At 57.7% G+C, this 18,650-nt stretch carries 19 protein-coding genes; 12 read left to right on the forward strand and 7 right to left on the reverse strand.

All coding sequences use genetic code 11. The features are described from left to right. Positions 1–18 precede the first annotated feature (18 nt). Positions 19–1,158 (forward strand): iron-containing alcohol dehydrogenase, encoded by a 1,140-nt coding sequence (locus ACSQ83_RS15060; protein WP_436228688.1) that lies wholly within the window; start codon positions 19–21, stop codon positions 1,156–1,158. Positions 1,159–1,361: 203 nt separating this feature from the next. Here the strand turns inward: ACSQ83_RS15060 and ACSQ83_RS15065 are convergent, their stop codons facing one another. After that, the gene (locus tag ACSQ83_RS15065; protein WP_436228731.1) at positions 1,362–2,855 is read right to left on the reverse strand and encodes an EAL domain-containing protein; all 1,494 of its coding nucleotides are present in this window, start codon (positions 2,853–2,855) and stop codon (positions 1,362–1,364) included. Positions 2,856–3,103: 248 nt separating this feature from the next. Beyond that, positions 3,104–3,934 carry an oxidoreductase gene (locus ACSQ83_RS15070; protein ID WP_436228689.1) on the reverse strand — a complete coding sequence of 277 codons (831 nt, stop codon included), beginning with the start codon at positions 3,932–3,934 and terminating at the stop codon, positions 3,104–3,106. A gap of 165 nt (positions 3,935–4,099) precedes the next feature. On the opposite strand from ACSQ83_RS15070, the gene ACSQ83_RS15075 reads away from it, so the two are divergent. Beyond that, positions 4,100–5,011 carry an AraC family transcriptional regulator gene (locus tag ACSQ83_RS15075; protein WP_414948586.1) on the forward strand — a complete coding sequence of 304 codons (912 nt, stop codon included), beginning with the start codon at positions 4,100–4,102 and terminating at the stop codon, positions 5,009–5,011. Positions 5,012–5,291: 280 nt separating this feature from the next. Continuing rightward, a complete protein-coding gene (locus ACSQ83_RS15080; protein ID WP_436228732.1) occupies positions 5,292–5,939 on the forward strand; it encodes an isochorismatase family protein in 648 nt (215 codons plus the stop codon). A 104-nt stretch (positions 5,940–6,043) separates the two neighbouring features. Here ACSQ83_RS15080 and ACSQ83_RS15085 read toward each other — a convergent pair whose 3' ends face one another. Further along, positions 6,044–6,550 (reverse strand): universal stress protein, encoded by a 507-nt coding sequence (locus ACSQ83_RS15085; protein ID WP_436228690.1) that lies wholly within the window; start codon positions 6,548–6,550, stop codon positions 6,044–6,046. 588 nt (positions 6,551–7,138) lie between these two features. Continuing rightward, entirely contained in the window at positions 7,139–7,930 is a 792-nt protein-coding gene (locus tag ACSQ83_RS15090; protein ID WP_436228691.1) for an SDR family NAD(P)-dependent oxidoreductase, read from the reverse strand. A 394-nt stretch (positions 7,931–8,324) separates the two neighbouring features. On the opposite strand from ACSQ83_RS15090, the gene ACSQ83_RS15095 reads away from it, so the two are divergent. The 7 genes from ACSQ83_RS15095 (at position 8,325) to yghU (ending at position 13,752) form a co-directional block, all read left to right on the forward strand. Further along, positions 8,325–9,389 (forward strand): LLM class flavin-dependent oxidoreductase, encoded by a 1,065-nt coding sequence (locus tag ACSQ83_RS15095; protein ID WP_436228692.1) that lies wholly within the window; start codon positions 8,325–8,327, stop codon positions 9,387–9,389. Positions 9,390–9,523: 134 nt separating this feature from the next. Continuing rightward, positions 9,524–10,270 (forward strand): GntR family transcriptional regulator, encoded by a 747-nt coding sequence (locus ACSQ83_RS15100; RefSeq protein ID WP_436228693.1) that lies wholly within the window; start codon positions 9,524–9,526, stop codon positions 10,268–10,270. Between the two features lie 14 nt (positions 10,271–10,284). After that, a complete protein-coding gene (locus ACSQ83_RS15105; protein WP_436228694.1) occupies positions 10,285–11,148 on the forward strand; it encodes a sulfite exporter TauE/SafE family protein in 864 nt (287 codons plus the stop codon). Further along, positions 11,145–11,471, forward strand: coding sequence for a DUF1634 domain-containing protein (locus ACSQ83_RS15110; RefSeq protein ID WP_414948593.1), 327 nt, complete (start codon positions 11,145–11,147; stop codon positions 11,469–11,471). The genes ACSQ83_RS15105 and ACSQ83_RS15110 overlap by 4 nt, the downstream gene beginning before the upstream one ends. A gap of 186 nt (positions 11,472–11,657) precedes the next feature. Further along, entirely contained in the window at positions 11,658–11,780 is a 123-nt protein-coding gene (locus tag ACSQ83_RS15115; protein WP_414948594.1) for a hypothetical protein, read from the forward strand. Between the two features lie 260 nt (positions 11,781–12,040). Then, positions 12,041–12,682 (forward strand): DsbA family oxidoreductase, encoded by a 642-nt coding sequence (locus ACSQ83_RS15120; RefSeq protein WP_414948595.1) that lies wholly within the window; start codon positions 12,041–12,043, stop codon positions 12,680–12,682. Between the two features lie 191 nt (positions 12,683–12,873). Continuing rightward, on the forward strand, positions 12,874–13,752 hold the full coding sequence (gene yghU, locus ACSQ83_RS15125; protein WP_414969885.1) for a glutathione-dependent disulfide-bond oxidoreductase: 879 nt from the start codon (positions 12,874–12,876) through the stop codon (positions 13,750–13,752). Positions 13,753–13,855: 103 nt separating this feature from the next. On the opposite strand, the gene ACSQ83_RS15130 is transcribed toward yghU, so the two are convergent. From ACSQ83_RS15130 to ACSQ83_RS15140, 3 genes are read right to left on the reverse strand one after another with little or no spacing between them, the layout of a single operon-like run. Further along, positions 13,856–14,287: a carboxymuconolactone decarboxylase family protein gene (locus tag ACSQ83_RS15130; RefSeq protein ID WP_436228695.1), complete on the reverse strand. Its 432-nt coding sequence runs from the start codon at positions 14,285–14,287 to the stop codon at positions 13,856–13,858. 48 nt (positions 14,288–14,335) lie between these two features. Next, positions 14,336–14,980 carry an FMN-dependent NADH-azoreductase gene (locus ACSQ83_RS15135; RefSeq protein ID WP_436228696.1) on the reverse strand — a complete coding sequence of 215 codons (645 nt, stop codon included), beginning with the start codon at positions 14,978–14,980 and terminating at the stop codon, positions 14,336–14,338. Beyond that, positions 14,977–15,447, reverse strand: coding sequence for a GNAT family N-acetyltransferase (locus ACSQ83_RS15140; RefSeq protein WP_436228697.1), 471 nt, complete (start codon positions 15,445–15,447; stop codon positions 14,977–14,979). Before ACSQ83_RS15140 ends, ACSQ83_RS15135 begins: the two co-directional genes overlap by 4 nt. A 101-nt stretch (positions 15,448–15,548) precedes the next feature. Here ACSQ83_RS15140 and ACSQ83_RS15145 point away from each other — a divergent pair, with 101 nt between their 5' ends. Together ACSQ83_RS15145 and ACSQ83_RS15150 are read left to right on the forward strand one after the other, a co-directional pair. After that, positions 15,549–16,970 (forward strand): PLP-dependent aminotransferase family protein, encoded by a 1,422-nt coding sequence (locus ACSQ83_RS15145; protein WP_436228698.1) that lies wholly within the window; start codon positions 15,549–15,551, stop codon positions 16,968–16,970. Positions 16,971–17,294: 324 nt separating this feature from the next. Further along, the gene (locus ACSQ83_RS15150) at positions 17,295–18,542 is read left to right on the forward strand and encodes a DUF1479 domain-containing protein (protein ID WP_436228699.1); all 1,248 of its coding nucleotides are present in this window, start codon (positions 17,295–17,297) and stop codon (positions 18,540–18,542) included. Positions 18,543–18,650 lie beyond the last annotated feature (108 nt).

Raw genomic sequence — 18,650 nt, forward strand, 5'->3', positions numbered from 1 at the left:
AACTCTTCCTCAACTGTCATGTCCCTTATCAACTACATAACCCAAATCCAGTTTGAATATGGCGCGATTCGGCTGCTGGCCGGTGAATGCGAGCGCATCGGCATACGCCGGCCTTTGATCGTGACGGATGCGGGCATCCGGGAAGCGGGCATTGTCGACACCGTACTGGCGGCGCTCGCCAGCACAAGAGATTTGCCGGTGTTCGATCGCACCCCGCCGAACCCGAACGAGGGCGTCGTGCGGGACGCTGTCGCAATGTATCGCGCGCATGGATGCGACGGTGTGATCGCGGTGGGCGGCGGCTCGTCGATCGATCTGGCGAAGGGTGTCGCTGTTTGCGCCACGCATGACGGTCCGCTGCAAAGCTTCGCGGTGATTGAAGGCGGCGCGGCGCGCATCACGGCGGCGACGGCGCCCGTTATCGCGATTCCGACCACGGCGGGAACCGGCAGTGAAGTAGGTCGCGGCGCAATCCTGATTCTCGACGACGGCCGTAAGGTCGGGGTGATTTCTCCTTACGTGGTGCCAAGGGTTGCCATCTGCGATCCAGAGCTCACGCTCGGCCTGCCGCCGATGCTCACGGCCGCCACCGGCATGGACGCCATCGCGCATTGCCTCGAAACGTTCATGTCACCGGCATTTAATCCGCCCGCCGACGGCATCGCGCTGGACGGCCTGTGGCGCGCGTGGCGCCACATCGAACGTGCGACTCGCCATCCCACCGACCGCGCCGCGCGCCTGAACATGATGAGCGCGTCGATGCAGGGCGCGCTCGCCTTCCAGAAAGGTCTCGGATGCGTGCACAGCCTGAGCCATTCTCTTGGAGGCATCAATCCGCGCCTTCACCACGGTACGCTCAACGCGATCTTCCTGCCAGCCGTCATCGCCTTTAATCGCGCGGCGCCTTCAATGCAGGAAGAAACCAAGCTCGAACGCATTGCACAGGCGATGGGTCTTGCATCGGCTGACGAGGTCGGCCCGGCGATCCGTGTGATGACCGCAGCGCTCGGACTGCCGCTTGGTGTCGCGGAACTCGGCGTGACGCGCGAGATGTTTCCACGCATTGCTGCCGGCGCCCTGAAGGACCATAGCCACAAGACCAATCCACGCGAAGCGACGACCGATGACTACCTCACGTTGCTCGAAGCATCGATGTAACACCGCGATGCCGAGCGCTTAGGAGCGCGCTGGGCAACAATAAAAACCCGCAGACAACAATGTCAAGGTGCTGCAGTGACCATCGACTCTCATTTTGCTATTTTTGTCACGGTCCTTGTCTTCACCCAAGGCGTCTCGACACGGTGCCTGACACGCAAACGTGCCCCGGCCCGAATACGAGGCACCCGGTCCCTCTCGCCGGATCATTTCACTGGATCTGCAGCCGACACCACTGCCGGCGGAACGCCAAAAAATTCGTCGGCGGCCACCGGCCGCCGGTAGAGGTAGCCCTGACCGTAGGGAATCCCCAGCCTCCGCAGTGCGTCATGCTGCGCTTGCGTTTCGACACCTTCGGCGATCACCTGCATGCCATAGTGTCCTGCCACGGCGGCGATTCCCTCAATAAGGCTCGCACCACCCTTGTCGACTTGCTCGATGAACTGCCTGTCGATCTTGACGAAATCGAACGGGAACCTCGCGAGCAGATCGAGGTTGCTGTGCTCCGTACCGAAGTCGTCTAGCGCGAAGCGCACGCCGTGTTCTCGCAGGGTCTCGAAGATCTTCCGAACTCGGGGATGCCGGGCCAGCAAGAAACGCTCGGTGACCTCGAGTACAAGAATCGTCGATTCAGGCAGTCGTTCAGTGAGCGCGAGCACTTCCGATACGAACTCTTTGCGTTCAAGGTCCATTGGCGCCACGTTGACAGCGATCCGGAACGGCGCGCTGCCGGTCGGCCCGCGGATATCGGCCGTGGCCCGTTGCAGCACAAACCGGGTGACGTCGGCGAGAAGGCTGCTCGATTCAACCTCCGCCATGAAGACAGCGGGGCTGATCGGCCCCCAGCGAGGATGACTCCAGCGCAGCAAGGCTTCGGCGCCCACAATGCGGCGGGTCGCGATGTCGACGACCGGTTGATAAACCACATGGAGCTGACCGGTCCTGAGCCCTTGCCGGACGGCGGACAGCAACAATCGCCGCGGCGCGAAGGCAAGCAGGTAGGCGGCGGCAATCAGGAGACTCAGCAGCACTCCGATCCCGAAATAGATCGCGCCGTACTTCCACCGCATCTGCGACGCGAAAGCGGGCGATGCCGCTACCGTCACGGAAAAGGGGAACCCGGCTGATCCTACCTGCGTGCCGGAGCGCTTCGTCACGGCGGCACCGGCCGCGGAAAATACATCGTTTTCGTCAACTGCACCGGACCCGACGACAGACAGTGTCACCTTGCTTGCGCCGTAGCGCAGGCCGTGCGCCAGAATATCTGCGATGTACGGGGCTTCGATAACGTACAACAGGCCGTTGCCATATCCAGTCGAGCGAAAGACTGGCAGTACAGGGATGGCAGGTTGGTAAGGGGTGCCACGGATCAGGCTGATGCCGGGATCGCGTTGCATGGTGGAGATGTAGGCCGACAACGGTACGTTCATCGGCCCTAACGCAGAGGAGCAATAGAGGCGTCCATTCTCAACGAGGTTGACGCCGCGCACGTAGCGGACGTATGTCTTCAATTCGGCGAGTTGCTTCGCCACGGTTTCACAAGGCTGGCCCGGCAGCCGATCGAACGGCTCGCGCTGACTGGACACTACATGATGCAGGATGCGCTCGACCGAATCGACCATGTCGCTGGCGACGAGTTGTTCGCGGGCACGGATCGCACCGGCCGCATGGTGCTCGCCGAACGCCACGGCGGACAGCATCACGCAGACGCCGCCAATCACCGCACTCGCACCCGGGATATTGCGTGCGGCGCCGCGTCCCCAGACCGGGCCACGATCGGGAAAGAAAGACGGGAATTGCCGAGCGGGTTTGAGCTTAAACACTCGAAAGTATTGTGTGAAAATCGAACGGGAGACACAGGCGTCGCGCATTCATCATACTTGTTCTTTGCTGGCAAGTTAAGTGACCCTTGCGCCAGCCGACCCGGGCTGGTCGGCGCGCTACACACTCATCCGTCCGTCGATCTCGTAACACTTTCCCAAGCGTTAAATTCTGCACTAAGCGACGAGATTTTTTCCCTGACCAAGCCAAGCGCGTCACTTCCTAGCAGAAGATGCGCTGGCGGTTCATCGCTTTCGATAACGGCCAACATCGCGCGCGCCGCTTTCACAGGATCACCGAGTTGCCTGCCGCTTTTCTCTTCCCGCCCTTTTCTGATCGGGTCGAACAGGGCGTCGTAGTCCGGGACCGAGCGCGGCGATCGAACCATCGAACGACCGGCCCACTCAGTGCGAAAAGACCCGGGCGCTACCGCGGTCACGTGGATGCCGAACGGTTTGACTTCTTTGCCGAGGACCTCGGAGATCCCCTCCAATGCGAATTTACTGCCGCAGTAATAGGCGATGCCCGGCATGGTGACAAAGCCGCCCATCGATGTGATGTTGAGAATATGTCCGCGTCGTCGCTCTCGCATAAACGGCAGCGCGCTTTTCATGACAGCAACGGCTCCGAACACATTCACGTCGAATTGCCGGCGCATTTCCGCAAGCGTTGACTCTTCCATGACGCCCTCGTGACCGTAGCCGGCGTTGTTCACCAGCACGTCCAGCGGCCCGACGCTTGCCTCAATTTCATTTACGACAGGTTCGACAGACTCAAAGTCAGTAACGTCAAGCACGCGACCGAATGCATTGGCGCTAAGCGCTTCGAATGTCTGTTTTGCCTGCTCGCTTCGTACCGTGCCGACGACCCGATACCCTGCAGCAAGCGCTGCTTCTGCCAGCGCGCGTCCGAAGCCGCTGCTGACGCCAGTGATCAGCATTGTTTTGATCGATGACATGAAAACACTCCCGGGTTGATGTGAAAGATTGCATGTTATTCTTAATAACTGCTCTAAATCAGACCCGATTCTCTACTTATGTTGCCTATTTCTATAAGCGGATTGGACGTCACAGAAGGCGCTGAGAAAAGTGTTTCCTCTGCCGGCGCACGTGATCAGCATCGAATGATTGCCTTGCTTACTGCGTTGGCACCGCAGGAAGGCTACAACCTGACCGCGTTGCGCGATGTACGTGTTTTGCGCTCGGACCGGGCGTTGTCTCGGACGCCGGTGCTATACGATCCCGGCATCGTGATCGTCTGCCAGGGTACAAAGCGTGGATTTTTTGGTGACCGGGTCTACGTGTATGACGAGCAGCACTATCTGGCGGTTGCAGTGCCGGTACCCTTCACAATGGAAACCGACGCAACGCCCGAATGTCCGCTGCTGGCCATCTATATGCATCTGGACTTTCAGGTCGCGGCGGAGCTCATGATTCAAATAGACAGTCATGGCTTGCTTAAGTCGGACGACGCGCCGCTGACCATGATGTCCAGTCCAATGGATGCAGGAATGCGAGCATCTGTATTGCGCTTTCTGGAGGCGATGAACCAGCCGCTTGACGCCGCAATACTCGGCGCGGGACTGGTACGTGAATTGTATTTCCGTGTGCTTACCGGCGAGCAAGGTCACGCGATGCGCGCGGCTTTATCGATGCAAGGGCAATTCGGCAAGATTGGAAGAGCGCTTGAGCGTATCCACGCAACCTACGCAGAGCCTCTCGATCTTCCGGTGCTGGCAAGCGAAGCCGGCATGAGCGTGCCCACATTCCACAGTCACTTCAAAGCGATCACGAGTACTTCGCCCATGCAGTATGTGAAGTCCACTCGATTGCATCAGGCTCGCTTGCTGATGGTGCGTCAGGGCATCACTGCTGAGGTCGCATGTCATGCGGTCGGCTATGCCAGTTCCTCGCAGTTCAACCGCGAATTCAAGCGACTCTTTGGGCTGACGCCTGCCGCAGAGACGAAACGCCTCCGCGACACCTTTGCGCTGCCTCCGGCTTTTCCAGACGCAAGGTTCGTCTCCTCACATTGAGGGAATTTCGCTTCTCTTGTTAGCGGTCGTTCTAACTCTGTTGTGATTCACCGCTTCGCTTTATAAGCGTCGGCTTGCTAATAGCATCGCAAGTGTCGGCATCATGCGGCCCCGGCCCATCCGCCAACGCTTTGCTCAGCGCCAGCACGCAAAGCTCGAATGCGGCTTTAAAAAGCGCTTAGTGCGTCGTTGCTTTTGGAGCCTCCATTTCTTAATCTGATCGAAGGGGCTCGGGTCGATGAAAGCCGGTGAGCCTTCATGTATTCATTTGGAGGTCCGCATGATCTTTGATCGAACCGAGACAGCCGTGGTTTTCATTGACCCGCAAGTCGATGTCCTAAGTGAGAAAGGCAAGAACTGGGGCGCAGTCGGTGCAAGCGTGACAGAGAACAGGACAGTAGAAAACATGCTACGAATCTTTAAGGCGGCAAAGTCCGTGAAGTTCGCAGTCTTTATCTCGCCACACTATTTTTTCCCGACTGATCGCGCGTGGAAGTTCAACGGACCGCTAGAGACGGATGAATTCGCCACCGGTACTTTTGCGCGCAGTGCTGCGTTGAGCCTTGAAGGTTTTGAAGGCTCCGGAGCGGACTGGCTCGACGTCTTCAAGCCCTACATCAACGACGGTGAGACGATTGTTGTCAGCCCACATAAAGTGTTCGGACCTCAGACCAACGATCTCGTTCTTCAACTGCGCAAGCGGGGAGTGAGAAGGGTGGTGCTGGGCGGCATGCTTGCCAACATATGCGTGGAGTCCCATCTGCGTGATTTGCTCGAACAGGGACTCGAGGTCTTTGTAGTGAGCGATGCCACGGCGGGTCCGCGTCATCCGGTTTGGGGCGATGGGTACAAGGCGGCGATGATCAACTACGCATTTCTTGCGCACGCCGTCGTTAGTACCGACGAAGTCGTGGCTTCAATGGGATGACGCACAACCAAGGCTGCTCGAGTAGTTGCCGATCGTTCGTCATCACCGATTTCGCCGCCTCTCATTGCCAGAGCCCTGGCCGAGGCCCAGGGCCGTCACCTGGATCATCTTGCGTCCGCAGCGGGCGCTTGGGTCCAGCGTGCAACGTCACGATGCGTCGTGGTACTGATAACTTTGCTTGAGACCGTCTGAATCGGCGCGTTCGCATGGCGCCGCATTTCCAGTGCAACGTCTTCGCTCAGCCAGTCCAGCCAGCTTGCATTTCGTTCGCCGAGAATAATCAGGTCGGCTTCCCACGTGTTGGCGACAGAAGCGATCGCCCCGCCGACCGAAAGACCCGACAGGGGCAACGTAATCATGCGGGTTTCCGCGGGACCCGAATGGTTGTCGAGCACTTGCGCCATTCGCGCGACGATTTCGCGTCCATGTGCTTCCATCGCTTCAATCATGAGCGCGAAGTCATAGTCGATTGGCGACATCAAGTAGGGCGCAGGATTAACCGCGTGCAGCGCAAGAATGCATGCATCGTGCTTTCGCGCAGTGTCGATGGCCGATGCCAATACTGTATCGATCGAATTTGCATTAACCGCAACTAGAATCTTGGTGAACATTCTGGGTGCCTCGTTGTAGTAGGACAGTGGAGCACGGCGGCCGGCTTGCGCTGTTCGTGATCCATGACCGTATCTTCACGCGGCAGAATGAGAGCAAGATTAGCGCAGTCTTCAGACAGGGCGCGGCAAGGAAAATGCCGCTCTCGCGCGTCTCGCCGACCCCCAAACCGACTCACAACCCCATGCCGATGCGAACATCATGGCGACGGTCATACTATTTCACTCGGTCCTTGGCCTCAGGCAACTCGAAGCCGAGGCATCCAGCAGAATGAGAATTGTCGGTCACACGGTATTCACGCCCGATCTCTACGATGGCATGAAAAAGATCTCGAGGGTCACGAGGCGGACCTGATTGAAGGGAGAACTTAAACGCAAAGAAAGTGGTGACGTTCAACAGGTCCCGTTGCTTCGGAAGACCGTGCTAATGCTTAGGCGTCTGAAATTTACATCGTTGTTATTTGCATATTCATGTGATGCGAAATGCCGGAGATCTTTCTGGCAATATCGTGACGAACCGGTACACGGGCGATCTCTCGGTGAGTGACCCGCGGCTAACCAGTTTGAAAGAACGATCAACCGCGGTGTCTGTCATTCCGGCAATGTCACGCCGAGGCTCGCCATCAGGCCCCCGTCAACCTTGAACTCCGCTCCTGTACAGAAACTTGCACGATCGCTAGCCAGAAAGGCGACGACCTCAGCGACTTCTTCCGGGCGCCCGATTCGGCCGAGCGGCTGCGCCTTACCCCATTCCCTGAGGATTTCTTCCTCTCTCCCCGGAGCGGTTTGAGCGGCCGCAAAGCGTGTCATTGGCGCATCGATGCAGCCCGGACAGACCGCATTTGCGCGGATGCCTGAGGGACCAAAATCCACCGCGAGCGAGCGCGTCAGAGCAAGCATGCCAGCCTTCGAAGTGGCGTATGCGGCTACCCGTGTCTGGTTGGCAAGCGCTTGTACTGAGGCAATGTTGATGATTGAACCGCGTTGTTTCTTGAGCATGTATGGCAACGCGTAATGACATGCCAGATAAGTTCCGCGCAGATTGATTCGGATGACGTTGTCCCATTCAACCGATCCCATGGACACAACGGTGCCATAGGGTTGAATGGCCGCATTATTAATCAGGATATCGATTGATCCCAGAAATTCCACGGCCTGTTCCATCGCGGTGGCAATGTCATCTTCTATGCCAACATCGACCACGATCGCGGTGACATTGAGTTTTTCGGCGCGCAACGTTGTCACTGCCTGTTCCAGCATTTCAGGGTCCTCGCCCAGTAATGCGACCGATCCGCCACGCTCGGCGATCAGCCGTGCACATGCCAGCCCGATACCGCGTCCGCCGCCGGTCACAACTGCGCCTTTGCCTGTTAGCTCACTCACGAATGCCCCCGTTTTCCTGCCCGCTGTCAGGTGGGCGAAAGTAGATTGAAGGATGGTCAACTGCGCACCGGCGCAGATAGGCAGGGCGCCCATGGCACGTATTGCCAATACGCTTGCGAAGAGATTGGCGAGCGAATCACTATCCCGGACAGGTCATTGTTTTTCGCCCCGAACTTCTTTCCTAGTATGAAACGTTATATTTACCTGAGTCAATCGGGGTTAGACGATGCGGCGATCCATAACGCAAGTTATTAGCTCCGACCACGTTCCATCCCGGTTTGCGTTCTATCGATATACAAACAAACTCGAAGACCGTCATTGACCGCTGCACCGCGACCGACGCATGCTTGCAGGCTCCGATTTTCTTCTTCCTTAATCCACGCCAGGTCAACTGATGCCTTCGTCAACTCCCCGCTTCGGCATTTGGGCGCTTGTGCACGGTAGCCGTGCCGCGCTGCAGGATCCCGACGAACCCTACGACGCGTCATGGTCACGCAACCGTGAGCTCATCCTGGAAGCCGAGCGGCTCGGCTTCGATTCAACACTGGTCGCGCAGCATACGATCAATCCCCACGACGAAACACTTGATCAACTCGAGGCCTGGACGGCGTCGGCAGCGTTGGCTGCTTTAACCACGCGCATCGAGATCATCACGGCGATCAAGCCATACCTCTATCATCCCGTCACGCTGGCCAAGATGGCCCTGCAGATTGAAGAAATCAGCGGTGGGCGATTCGCCATCAATCTGGTCAATGCATGGAACCGTCCCGAGCTGGCCAAGGCCGGCATCGGCTTTGCTGAGCATGACGAACGATATGCGTACGGACGTGAATGGATCACGGTCGTGAACGATTTGATGCTTGGAAAGCGTACCCATTTCAAGGGCAAGTTCTTCGACGTCGAAGACTATGTCCTACGCCCGGCCGGCCGCTTCCGGGAGAGGCCGCGAATTTATATCGGCGGTGAGTCCGAGCCGGCGAGGGCGCTCGTGGCCGACCGCGGCGATGTCTGGTTCATCAACGGTCAACCGCTGCCCGATGTGCGCCGGCTGATTGAAGACGTGGGAGGGCGCGCGAGGACGGGTCCGCTATTGCGCTTCGGGCTTTCCGCGTTCGTGATTGCGCGGCCAACCGATGGGCAAGCGCAAGAGCACCTTGATCACCTGTTCGCGCTTGCTGCAAAGGACGCTCCCTTGCGTGCAGTGCAGAAGGAAAACAGTGATCCAAAGGTGGTCATGCACCAGACGTTCGCCAAGTCGGCGCGAGTGGGGTCGAACGGCGGGACCGCAGCGGGGCTGGTGGGCAGCTACGAAACGGTCGCACGGCGTATTGTCGAGTTTCATCGGGCGGGAATCAAATTGTTCATGCTGCAGTTTCAGCCGTTTGAAGCAGATATGAAGCGCTTCGCACAAGAGGTCATACCGCTCGTTCGTGAACTGACAGCCCGGGACGATAAGTAAGACAGGACGCACATCTCAGCGAACGGTTTTCTCGGGCTGTTCGCGAAGGACTAACCGCCCCGTGGTCCGCCGAAGGCGTCGTCGGGCTCGGCGCGCGCCTTGACAACCAGACATCATGACGTCATGATGTCTATATGAATTCAAGCCGTGACAGCCAACTTCCCCTTTACGCGCAGGTAGAAGCGGAGCTCGTGGCCCGCATTGCCGACGGGACTTATACTCGGGGAGCGCAACTGCCCAATGAAGCCGCCTTGTTAGCGGCGTTCGGCATAAGCCGGACGACCCTTCAGAAGACCGTGCAGAATTTGATCAACCGGGGGCTGATTGAAATCCGCCGCGGCAAGGGCACGTTCGTTTCACAGCCTCGCCTGACGCAAGAGCTCACTGAGCTGAGCGGTTTTGTCGAAGATATGCGCGAGCATGGCCGTCATCCCACCGCGCGCTTGTTGACCAAGAAAATTCAAAACGCCAGCGATCTTGTCGCTCGCAAGCTTTCGCTCGAGCCCGGCGCGCAGGTAGTCCACATTCAGCGCATACGCATTGCCGACGGCACCCCGTTATCGTTCGATGAAACCTGGTTGCCGAAGGAAATCGGCGAGAAGATCATGGAAAATGATCTGGAAGCCGAACCAATTTTTGAATTGCTTGAGCAGAAGTACGATACGCCGCTCATGAAGGCGGAGTACAGGCTCGAAGCTGTCTTGGCAAACAAGATTGTCGCGCAAGCACTTGAGATCAAGGCAGGTAGCGCAATTTTTCTGATTGAGCGCACGTCGTACAGCGAGCACGGCACGCCCGTCGACTATGAAAAGTTGTACTACCGCGGCGACCAGATCCAGTTCGTCACGCACCTCAAGCGGCGCAAGCCGCATGGCCGGTAGGACGAGGATTTCCCATGGATACGGGTCATGTAGTCTGGCTGTTTGCGATGTCGTTTGGGGCTAGTGCGCTAGGTGGAATGCTGGGCATGGCGAGCGGCATTTTTATCGTGCCCATCCTGACCGTGTTCGGCCATGTCGACATTCATGTTGCAATTGGCGCCAGCATCGTCTCGGTAATCGCCTGTTCCTGTAGCGGCGCTGCTCCTTTTCTTCGCGGTCGATTGACCAATATCCGGCTTGCTATTGTTTTGGAGACCGCTACAACGCTAGGCGCATTGTCCGGCGTGCTGATGAGCGGTCTCATTCCAGTCCCTGTGCTCTATTTCATTTTTGCTGTAATCCTGATGCTGTCAGCGCAGCAAATGCTTGCGAGGCGCTCCGATCCTGTTGTTGTGCTCGCGAGCGCGAGCGCCGTTGCGTGGAGTGTTTCGTTGGGCCTGGATTCCCGGTATCCGGATCACACGCTCGGACGCGATATCGAATACCGTGTGCATCGCCTCGGGCTTGGCATGTCCTTGATGTACGGTGCCGGATTGATTTCGGCGTTACTCGGCATCGGCAGCGGCGTCCTCAAGATTCCGGCAATGGATATGGCGTTGCGCCTGCCGATCAAGGTTTCCTCCGCGACGTCCAATTTCATGATCGGCGTGACGGCTGCGGCTAGCGCAGGCGCGTATTTCCTGCGCGGTGAAATTATGACCGCGATTGCCGCACCCGTGGCGCTGGGTTCCGTCGTGGGCGCGGTACTTGGCGCACGCATTTTGATGCGGATATCGAGTGACAAACTGCGCGTGCTTTTCGTCGTCGTGCTCGCGATCCTTGCCGTGCAGATGCTTCTCGAAGCACTGGGTATCCGCCTCTTCGGAGGGCCGGCATGAGGCGCACGGCATCGGAGGCGCCAGGGCTTGAACGGTGGTTGGCCTGGCTTCTGCAATATGGCACATGGGTGGCCGCAAGTACGGTTGCGGCAGGACTCGCGATGGCGCTGCTGGATTCATGGGCTCGCAACGGGTCCGTGGCAACGTCGGTGGTCGCCACCCGAATCATGACGACGGGGATCGCACTTTTCATCCTCCTCCCGGTCGCGCGTTTGACCTTGATGCTGGGTGTTTTCCTGCATCGACGCGACTATTGTTTCAGCGCGATCGCCGCGTTGGTACTGACGATCGTGATCGCCGGATCAATGATCGGCGTAGCGTGAACGGGCGCATACGTGGCTGTGCACCGGCACGGTAATTTCGTGTCGGCAGAAGGTGATCGATCAGGCGTAAGGCGTGCCTGTCATCGCAGCCTTCAGCCCGATGGTTCCCTTATCAACAATAGCAAGAAAGGCGGCTTTCGCTTCCTCGGTATCGTATGTTGTGCATCCGTTGATACAGGCCCTTCAATGCTGATCCGTCCCGACGCCTGCATTGCCTGGACCGGTGAGCAGAACAGCACAGAAGGATTGGAGGACGCGCTCCGCCGCTGGTTTATTCCGGACACATGCTTGACTGATGGGAACAATTGAAATGCGGCGGGCCATGCTGATTCCGCGTCGAAACTCGTCCAGAATAGAATCCGTGCCCGATCAGGACTGAAACGTCCGCTGCGTTTCTCGAAGGATTCACCCGCCGTTTTGTACCGCGTTCCCAGGCCCCGGACGCTCTTTGCTCGGCCACCGCTTCAGCCACCGATTCGGCAAGCATTTGCAAATCCGGCTACGCTGTAGGTGGCTGTTGCCCTCGTGTCGAACCGGTGACGAAACAGACAATCATCATCAGGAAAGCAATGAAACAACCGATCAGAATCGATTTTGTCTCCGACATAGCGTGCCCGTGGTGTGCTGTCGGTCTATCTTCGCTGCAGCTTGCGTTGTCGCGACTTGGCGATACGGTCGACGCCGAAATAGTGATGCATCCCTTCGAACTGAATCCGCAGATGGGTGAGGAGGGTGAAGACCTTGTCGACCATATCAGCAAGAAATACGGGCGCACTCCGCAGCAGGTAGCCCAGGCGCAGGACGATCTCCGGCAGCGCGGCGCGGATGTGGGTTTCACTTTCGGCAAGCGTAGCCGGATCTATAGCACCTTCGACGCGCATCGTCTGATGCATTGGGCCGGGATCAAAGGCAAACAGGTTGAGCTTAAAGAGGCACTGCTCCAGGCTTATCACGGCGAGGGCAAGGCCACGAGCGACCATGACGTTCTGGTTGCAGCGGCGGAATCAGTGGGGCTTGACGGCGCTGAGGCGCGCTCCGTTCTGCAAGGAGGCGACTATGCCAATGAGGTCCGTGCAGAAGAAGAGAAATATCAGTCAATGGGTATTCAGTCAGTGCCGTCGATCATCTTTAATGACCGCTACTTGCTGACTGGCGCACAACCCGTTGAAGCGTTCGAGAAAGCCATTCGACAGATTCTGTCTGAAGCGTAATCACACTACAGTGAGCGGCCGCGAGTAGCAGTCGTTCACTGGCTCGCAGACCGCCGCGGTCGAGCATTCACTCGTCAACGGTCAATAGCGTCAATGCGGGACCTTCCTGCACGCCTCGCGCCAATTTGTTACTGTCGCTTCAAGATACCGATTTCCCAAAACGATTCCCTAAAATGCCAGGAGCTTTGAGCATGACTGATTCCGCTGACTACGTGCCGCCGAAAGTTTGGGCCTGGAATAAATCCGGCAGTGGCCGCTTCGCTAACATCAACCGCCCAATATCCGGACCGACCCACGACAAGGAACTGCCAGTCGGCCGTCATCCTTTCCAGCTCTACTCACTGGCGACACCGAACGGCGTGAAGGTCACGACGATGCTGGAAGAATTGCTGGCGCTCGGTCACAGCGGTGCGGAATACGATGCGTGGCTGATCAGGATTGGTGACGGCGAGCAATTCGGTAGCGGCTTCGTTGAAGCGAATCCCAACTCCAAGATCCCCGCGCTGTTCGATCACAGCGGCCCGAAGCCAATCCGGGTTTTTGAGTCCGGCGCGATTCTGCTTTATCTTGCCGAAAAATTTGGCGCGTTCCTGCCGACGGAAGCGAGCGCGCGCGCCGAATGCCTGTCGTGGCTATTCTGGCAGATGGGAAGCGCGCCGTATCTGGGCGGAGGTTTCGGCCATTTCTATGCGTACGCGCCGACGAAGATCGAATATGCCATCGACCGTTTCGCGATGGAAACGAAGCGTCAGCTCGATGTGCTCGACAAGCAGCTTGCACGCAACGAATATATCGCCGGCAGCGAGTACACAATTGCCGACATGGCGATCTGGCCTTGGTACGGTGGCCTGGTAAAGGGCTGGATATACGAGGCGGCCGAGTTCCTGGCTGTACAGGACTACAAACATCTTCAGCGCTGGGCTGATGCGATAGGTGAGCGCCCGGCCGTGCGCCGGGGGCGGATGGTTAACCGTGTTTTTGGCGAGCTTTCCAGTCAGCTGCATGAGCGCCATGATGCCTCTGACTTCGATACCCAAACACAGGATAAGTTGGTTACCCAGCCAGAGTGAGGCACGACGGCTCCTCTAAAGAATCGCCAAGCGGACTGCAAGCAAACTGCAAAGCGGAGCCGTTCAAAACTAAAACGCGGATACTCGCAACACAAACAAAAGCCTACAGCAGCATGCCGATAGCGAGACGATTAAACGCGTTCATCAGCGCGATGGCGATCATCAGATCCGAGATTTCCGCATCGGAGAAAAGCGCCTTCAGCGGAGCGTAGCGTTCCTCCGGCGCACCTTGTTGGTCGACGTGCGTCAATGTCTCGGCCCATGCCAGCGCGGCGCGTTCCCGTGCATCGAACAACTCGCTGACACGCCAGCCCGCGAGTTGGTCGAGCTTGCGTATCGCAATACCGGAATCACGCAACGTCGACGAATGTTTGTCGAGACAGAATGCGCAGCCATTGATCTGCGAGATGCGCAGATAGATCAATTCGATCAAGGGCATACCGAGGCTGCTGTTGGAGAGTGCCTTGCTTGTTGCGAGGAGCCCCTGGTAAGCGGCAGGCGATAGTGTGGTAAATGGAAGGCGAAGTTGGCTCATGGTCAGGCTCTGGAGTAGTTAAAGAGGGCTTTTAAAAAAAGCGAAAATTCATACCGACGCTTCAAACGCGGTCGATTCGGGTTCGACGCCGGCAAATAGCGGCGTGTTCGATAACTGCTGACGGGCGGTGGAGATTGCAGCGGCCACCGCTTCTTCACTTCCGACCATTCCTTGCAGATAAATGAAGTGATTGTTAGTAATCCCAATTGTCTTCAGTGAATGTCTCAGGTAATCGGACAAGAAATCAGGTTGACGCGCTTGCGGCCCTTGATGAATTCCGCCGGAACTCACAATGATGTAGGTCGGGCGGTCAGCTAGCAAACCGACTTTACCTTCGGGCCCTGCCGAAAAAGAACGTCCAATCCGAAGCACGTAATCGATCCACAACTTCAGCGTTGCCGGCACCGTGAAGTTATGCATCGGCGTGGCGATCAGCAAGTGGCGGCTGCGCTCCAGTTCATCGATCAACTCCTCCGATTGCCGAAACGCGGGATCGTCGAAGGGAGTGCGTTTTGTCAGCGCGGATCCATATGCGGCACTCAGCGGCGGCAGCGGATTCGCCGCGAGGTCGCGTTTATTCACGCTCATTCCCGGATGTCTTTCACTCAGCTTCTTGAGCAGCGCGTCAGCAAAGCGGTACGCGTGTGAAGCTTGCTGATTCGGGCTCGCACTCAAGAATAAAAAGTCGTTCATATCGCTTCCCGTTGCTGTGTTTGCAGTTGTTGCGGTAGCGGCTGGACGAAATGCATGCCGCGCGCCAACAAGCCTTGGCGAAAGTAAAAGCGCTGTGCCAATGCCATATGCAGGCCGGTATCGAGGACAAAATGCTGACATCCCAGGCGCGTTGCTTCGTTGCGCACTGTCGAGATCAGGAGTGCGCCGAGACCCTGCTGACGCTCGTCTATGTCGATGACCAGATCGTCGACATAGACGAAGCGGCCATACACCGTGTTTTCCATCGCGCGATAACCAATCAGCCCCGCGATTCGCTCGCCCATATAAGCGGCAAGCAGCCGATACCCTTGCGCATACTGACGCACGATCTGTTCGACGAACGCGGCTTCGTCAGTCAGGTGAGGGCGCAGTTCGCGCATCAGCGCAAAGCCTGCGCGCTGCAGCGTGGGAGTGTCCAATTCCTGGAGTTTCATGGTTGGTGCCATCGGCGTACCTCTTTGTTTGTCATCGTTGAGGTACTTTAAGCGATTGATGTCATACACTATAGAGCCAAGAAATGTGAATTTGAGTAGGACATGCGAGAGACATGACGCTGCCATTTAGCCCTATCAATCCCATCGGTACCGTGACGGACGGCCCGATTTATCGGCAGATATATCTGCGCATTCGTCAATCCATTGCGGATGGTGTGTTGCGGCCCGGAGACCGCGTGCCGTCGGTGCGGGGCTTGGCGTCGGAACTGAATCTGGCGCGCGGCACGGTTGAATCGGCTTATCAGCTTTTGATCGGCGAGGGTTATCTGAACGCTCGTGGACCGGCCGGGACGGTGGTCTCACCCCAGATCAAACTGCCCGAGTCGGCTGGGCAGTCCAGCGTTACGCCGGAGACCGCGCCGTGGTCGGAACATACGGGCTCGATGCCGTTGCCTTTGCAGATGGGCCTTCCGGCGCTGGATGCCTTTCCGAGCACGGTCTGGAACCGCCTGGCGGCGCGCGAGATGCGCCAAAGCGGTCTCCAGGACCTGATTTATCCCGATCCCCAGGGGCATGCGCCGCTGCGTGCGGCCATTGCCGGGTACTTGGGTGTATCGCGAGGCGTTGCCTGCTCGCCCGATCAGGTCTTTATTTGCGCGGGATATCGCGCCAGTCTGGATCTGATCTGCCGCGCGGTCTTGCGCAGTGGCGACGCGTGCTGGTTCGAGGATCCCGGCTATCTCATGGCGCGGCACTTCCTGAGCAATGCGGGGATGAAACTGCTGCCGGTTCCAGTCGATGACGACGGCCTCGATGTCGAAGCCGGCATCAAGATGGACGCGAATGCACGCTTTGCGCTGGTCACACCCAGTCACCAGAGTCCGCTGGGCGTGTCGTTATCCCTTTCGCGCAGATACGCTTTGTTGGACTGGGCAAGAGCCGGTGACCGCTGGATTATCGAAGACGATTACGACAGCGAATACCGGTATAGAGGGCGGCCGCTTCCCGCGTTAAAAAGTCTTGATACAGGCGGCCCGGGGAGAGTGCTATACACAGGCACCTTCAGCAAGGTGCTCGCACCCGGGTTGCGTCTGTCGTATTTGGTGGTGCCGCAAGAGCACGTCGCCCGGTTCTTTGAAACTGCTAATCGAATGCAGAATCAATGTCCGCGTTTGCTACAGGCGACGCTGGCAAGGTTTATCGAAGACGGCTATTTCGCGCGGCATATTACCAAGATGCGGAACATCTACGCGGATCGCCGCACGATGCTTGCAGATGCGCTTGGGGGCACTTTAGGCATGCGCGCGCAACTTCGTTTGCAAGCTGGCGGCATGCATCTTCTTGCGATGCTCGAAAACGAATCCGATGACAGTGCGATTGCGTTGCGTGCGCGGGGCCTCGGGTTATCGGTGAATGCGTTGTCGAGCTGGTATGCCGGAGCAGCATCGAAACGAGGACTGCTGATGGGATTCACCAATGTCAGGTCTGCCGAAGAGGCGAGCGCGTTGGCTCGTACTCTGCTTAGCGCGTTCTAACCTCTAGAGTAGGTGGCAGAGGACGAAGAGTTTCTAATTTGGATTGCTAACTGTTTTTTTTACAACTCGGGAGACGCTTAGGAACGGGACCTTTCCTGATGGAAAATAGGCTAAGGGCGCCTGAGATTAATTCGGTTCGCGTTCGATAAAGACTTAAGTTAATCGATAACGGGTTAACCCGCAGCGCCTAGCCGCCGTTAATGACGGACACGTCCATCCCCTAATGGTCGATGGCTGAAAACGCAAATTGATTGTCTTGATCGTATCACTTCTTATTCGTGGCTCAGCTTAAGCTCCGCACATACCAAATACGCGGAGACAATCATGCAAGCCCTGCAAATTGATGACTTGCCCGCCGCCATTCGCGAAGCGAAGCGGGCGTTGCGTCAAGCCTTACCCAATTGTCGTGAAGTGTTTCTTGCAGTCGAGGATGACATCAAGCAGCAAGCCAGCGTCATTGCAGCACAGCGCGCTCGCGGCGACTCGGTCATTCCCGAACTTTCCTATGAGGACATCGCCGCGCAGCGCGTCAGTGCCGACACCATTACTTTCATCAAGGCTCGCGGCGCTTGCGTGGTGCGACGCGTATTCAGTCCGGAGCAAGCCACGCAATGGGACGCGCAGATCGCCGAGTACGTGGACACCAACAATCTGGACGAGCGGCTGCTGAATCGCGCGGAGGACAAGTACTTCGGCAACCTGGCATCGAGCAAGCCGCAAATCTATGGCATCTATTGGTCCGCGCCTCAAGTTGCCGCGCGTCAATCGCCTGAATTAACTGCCACCCGCGTGTTCCTTAACCGCTTGTGGAAAGCGGAGAGCGAAGGCCGTCAGCACTTCGATCCCGATCATGTGCCGGTCTACGCGGACCGGTTGCGCCGGCGTCCGCCGGGCTCGGAGTCGTTAGGATTGTCCGCCCATTGCGATGGCGGTTCCGTCGAGCGGTGGCTTGAGGAAAACTTCAGGCGGGTTTATCGGCACGTCTTTAGCGGCGACTGGAAACGCTATGACCCATTCGACGCGGCTTATCGGCCGGACGTAAGGGAGATCGCGTCGCCCGCAGTGTGCTCGATGTTCCGGACCTTCCAGGGCTGGACTGCGCTGACGCCGCAAGGGCCGGGCGATGGCACGCTGCAACTCATTCCAATCGCGAACGCCATGGCCTATGTGCTGCTGCGGGCGCTTCAGGACGACGTTCCAGAGGACGACCTCTGCGGGGCCATGCCGGGCCGGGCGTTGTCGATCAAGCCCGAATGGCACGGCCCGCTTTATGAGGCGCTTTCGTCAATCCCTAAGATGCAAGCGGGAGATACTGTGTTCTGGCACAGCGATGTCATTCACGCTGTTGAGGATGCACACCGCGGCACGGGATTTAGCAATGTCATGTACATATCGTCGGCGCCGGCTTGCGCCAAGAACGATGCCTACTTGAAGCGTCAACTACCGAGCTTTAGGGAAGGGAAAAGCCCTCCCGACTTTCCCGCCGATAACTTCGAAGTTGATTTCGTCGGACGCGCGACCGAGGCGGATTTAACGCCGCTAGGCCGTGAGCAACTCGGCCTTTCACTTTAAGCCGCTTTTTACGTCGTTTTACCGCTTCCTGTTTTACCGCTTCCTTTAACGCAGCTCCGGTCAAGTACCTGAGTTGCGCGAACTCTCTTTGCCCGGCAAAAGCTTAAG

The organism is Caballeronia sp. LjRoot29, assembly GCF_964252755.1.
In the GTDB taxonomy this organism is placed as follows: domain Bacteria; phylum Pseudomonadota; class Gammaproteobacteria; order Burkholderiales; family Burkholderiaceae; genus Caballeronia.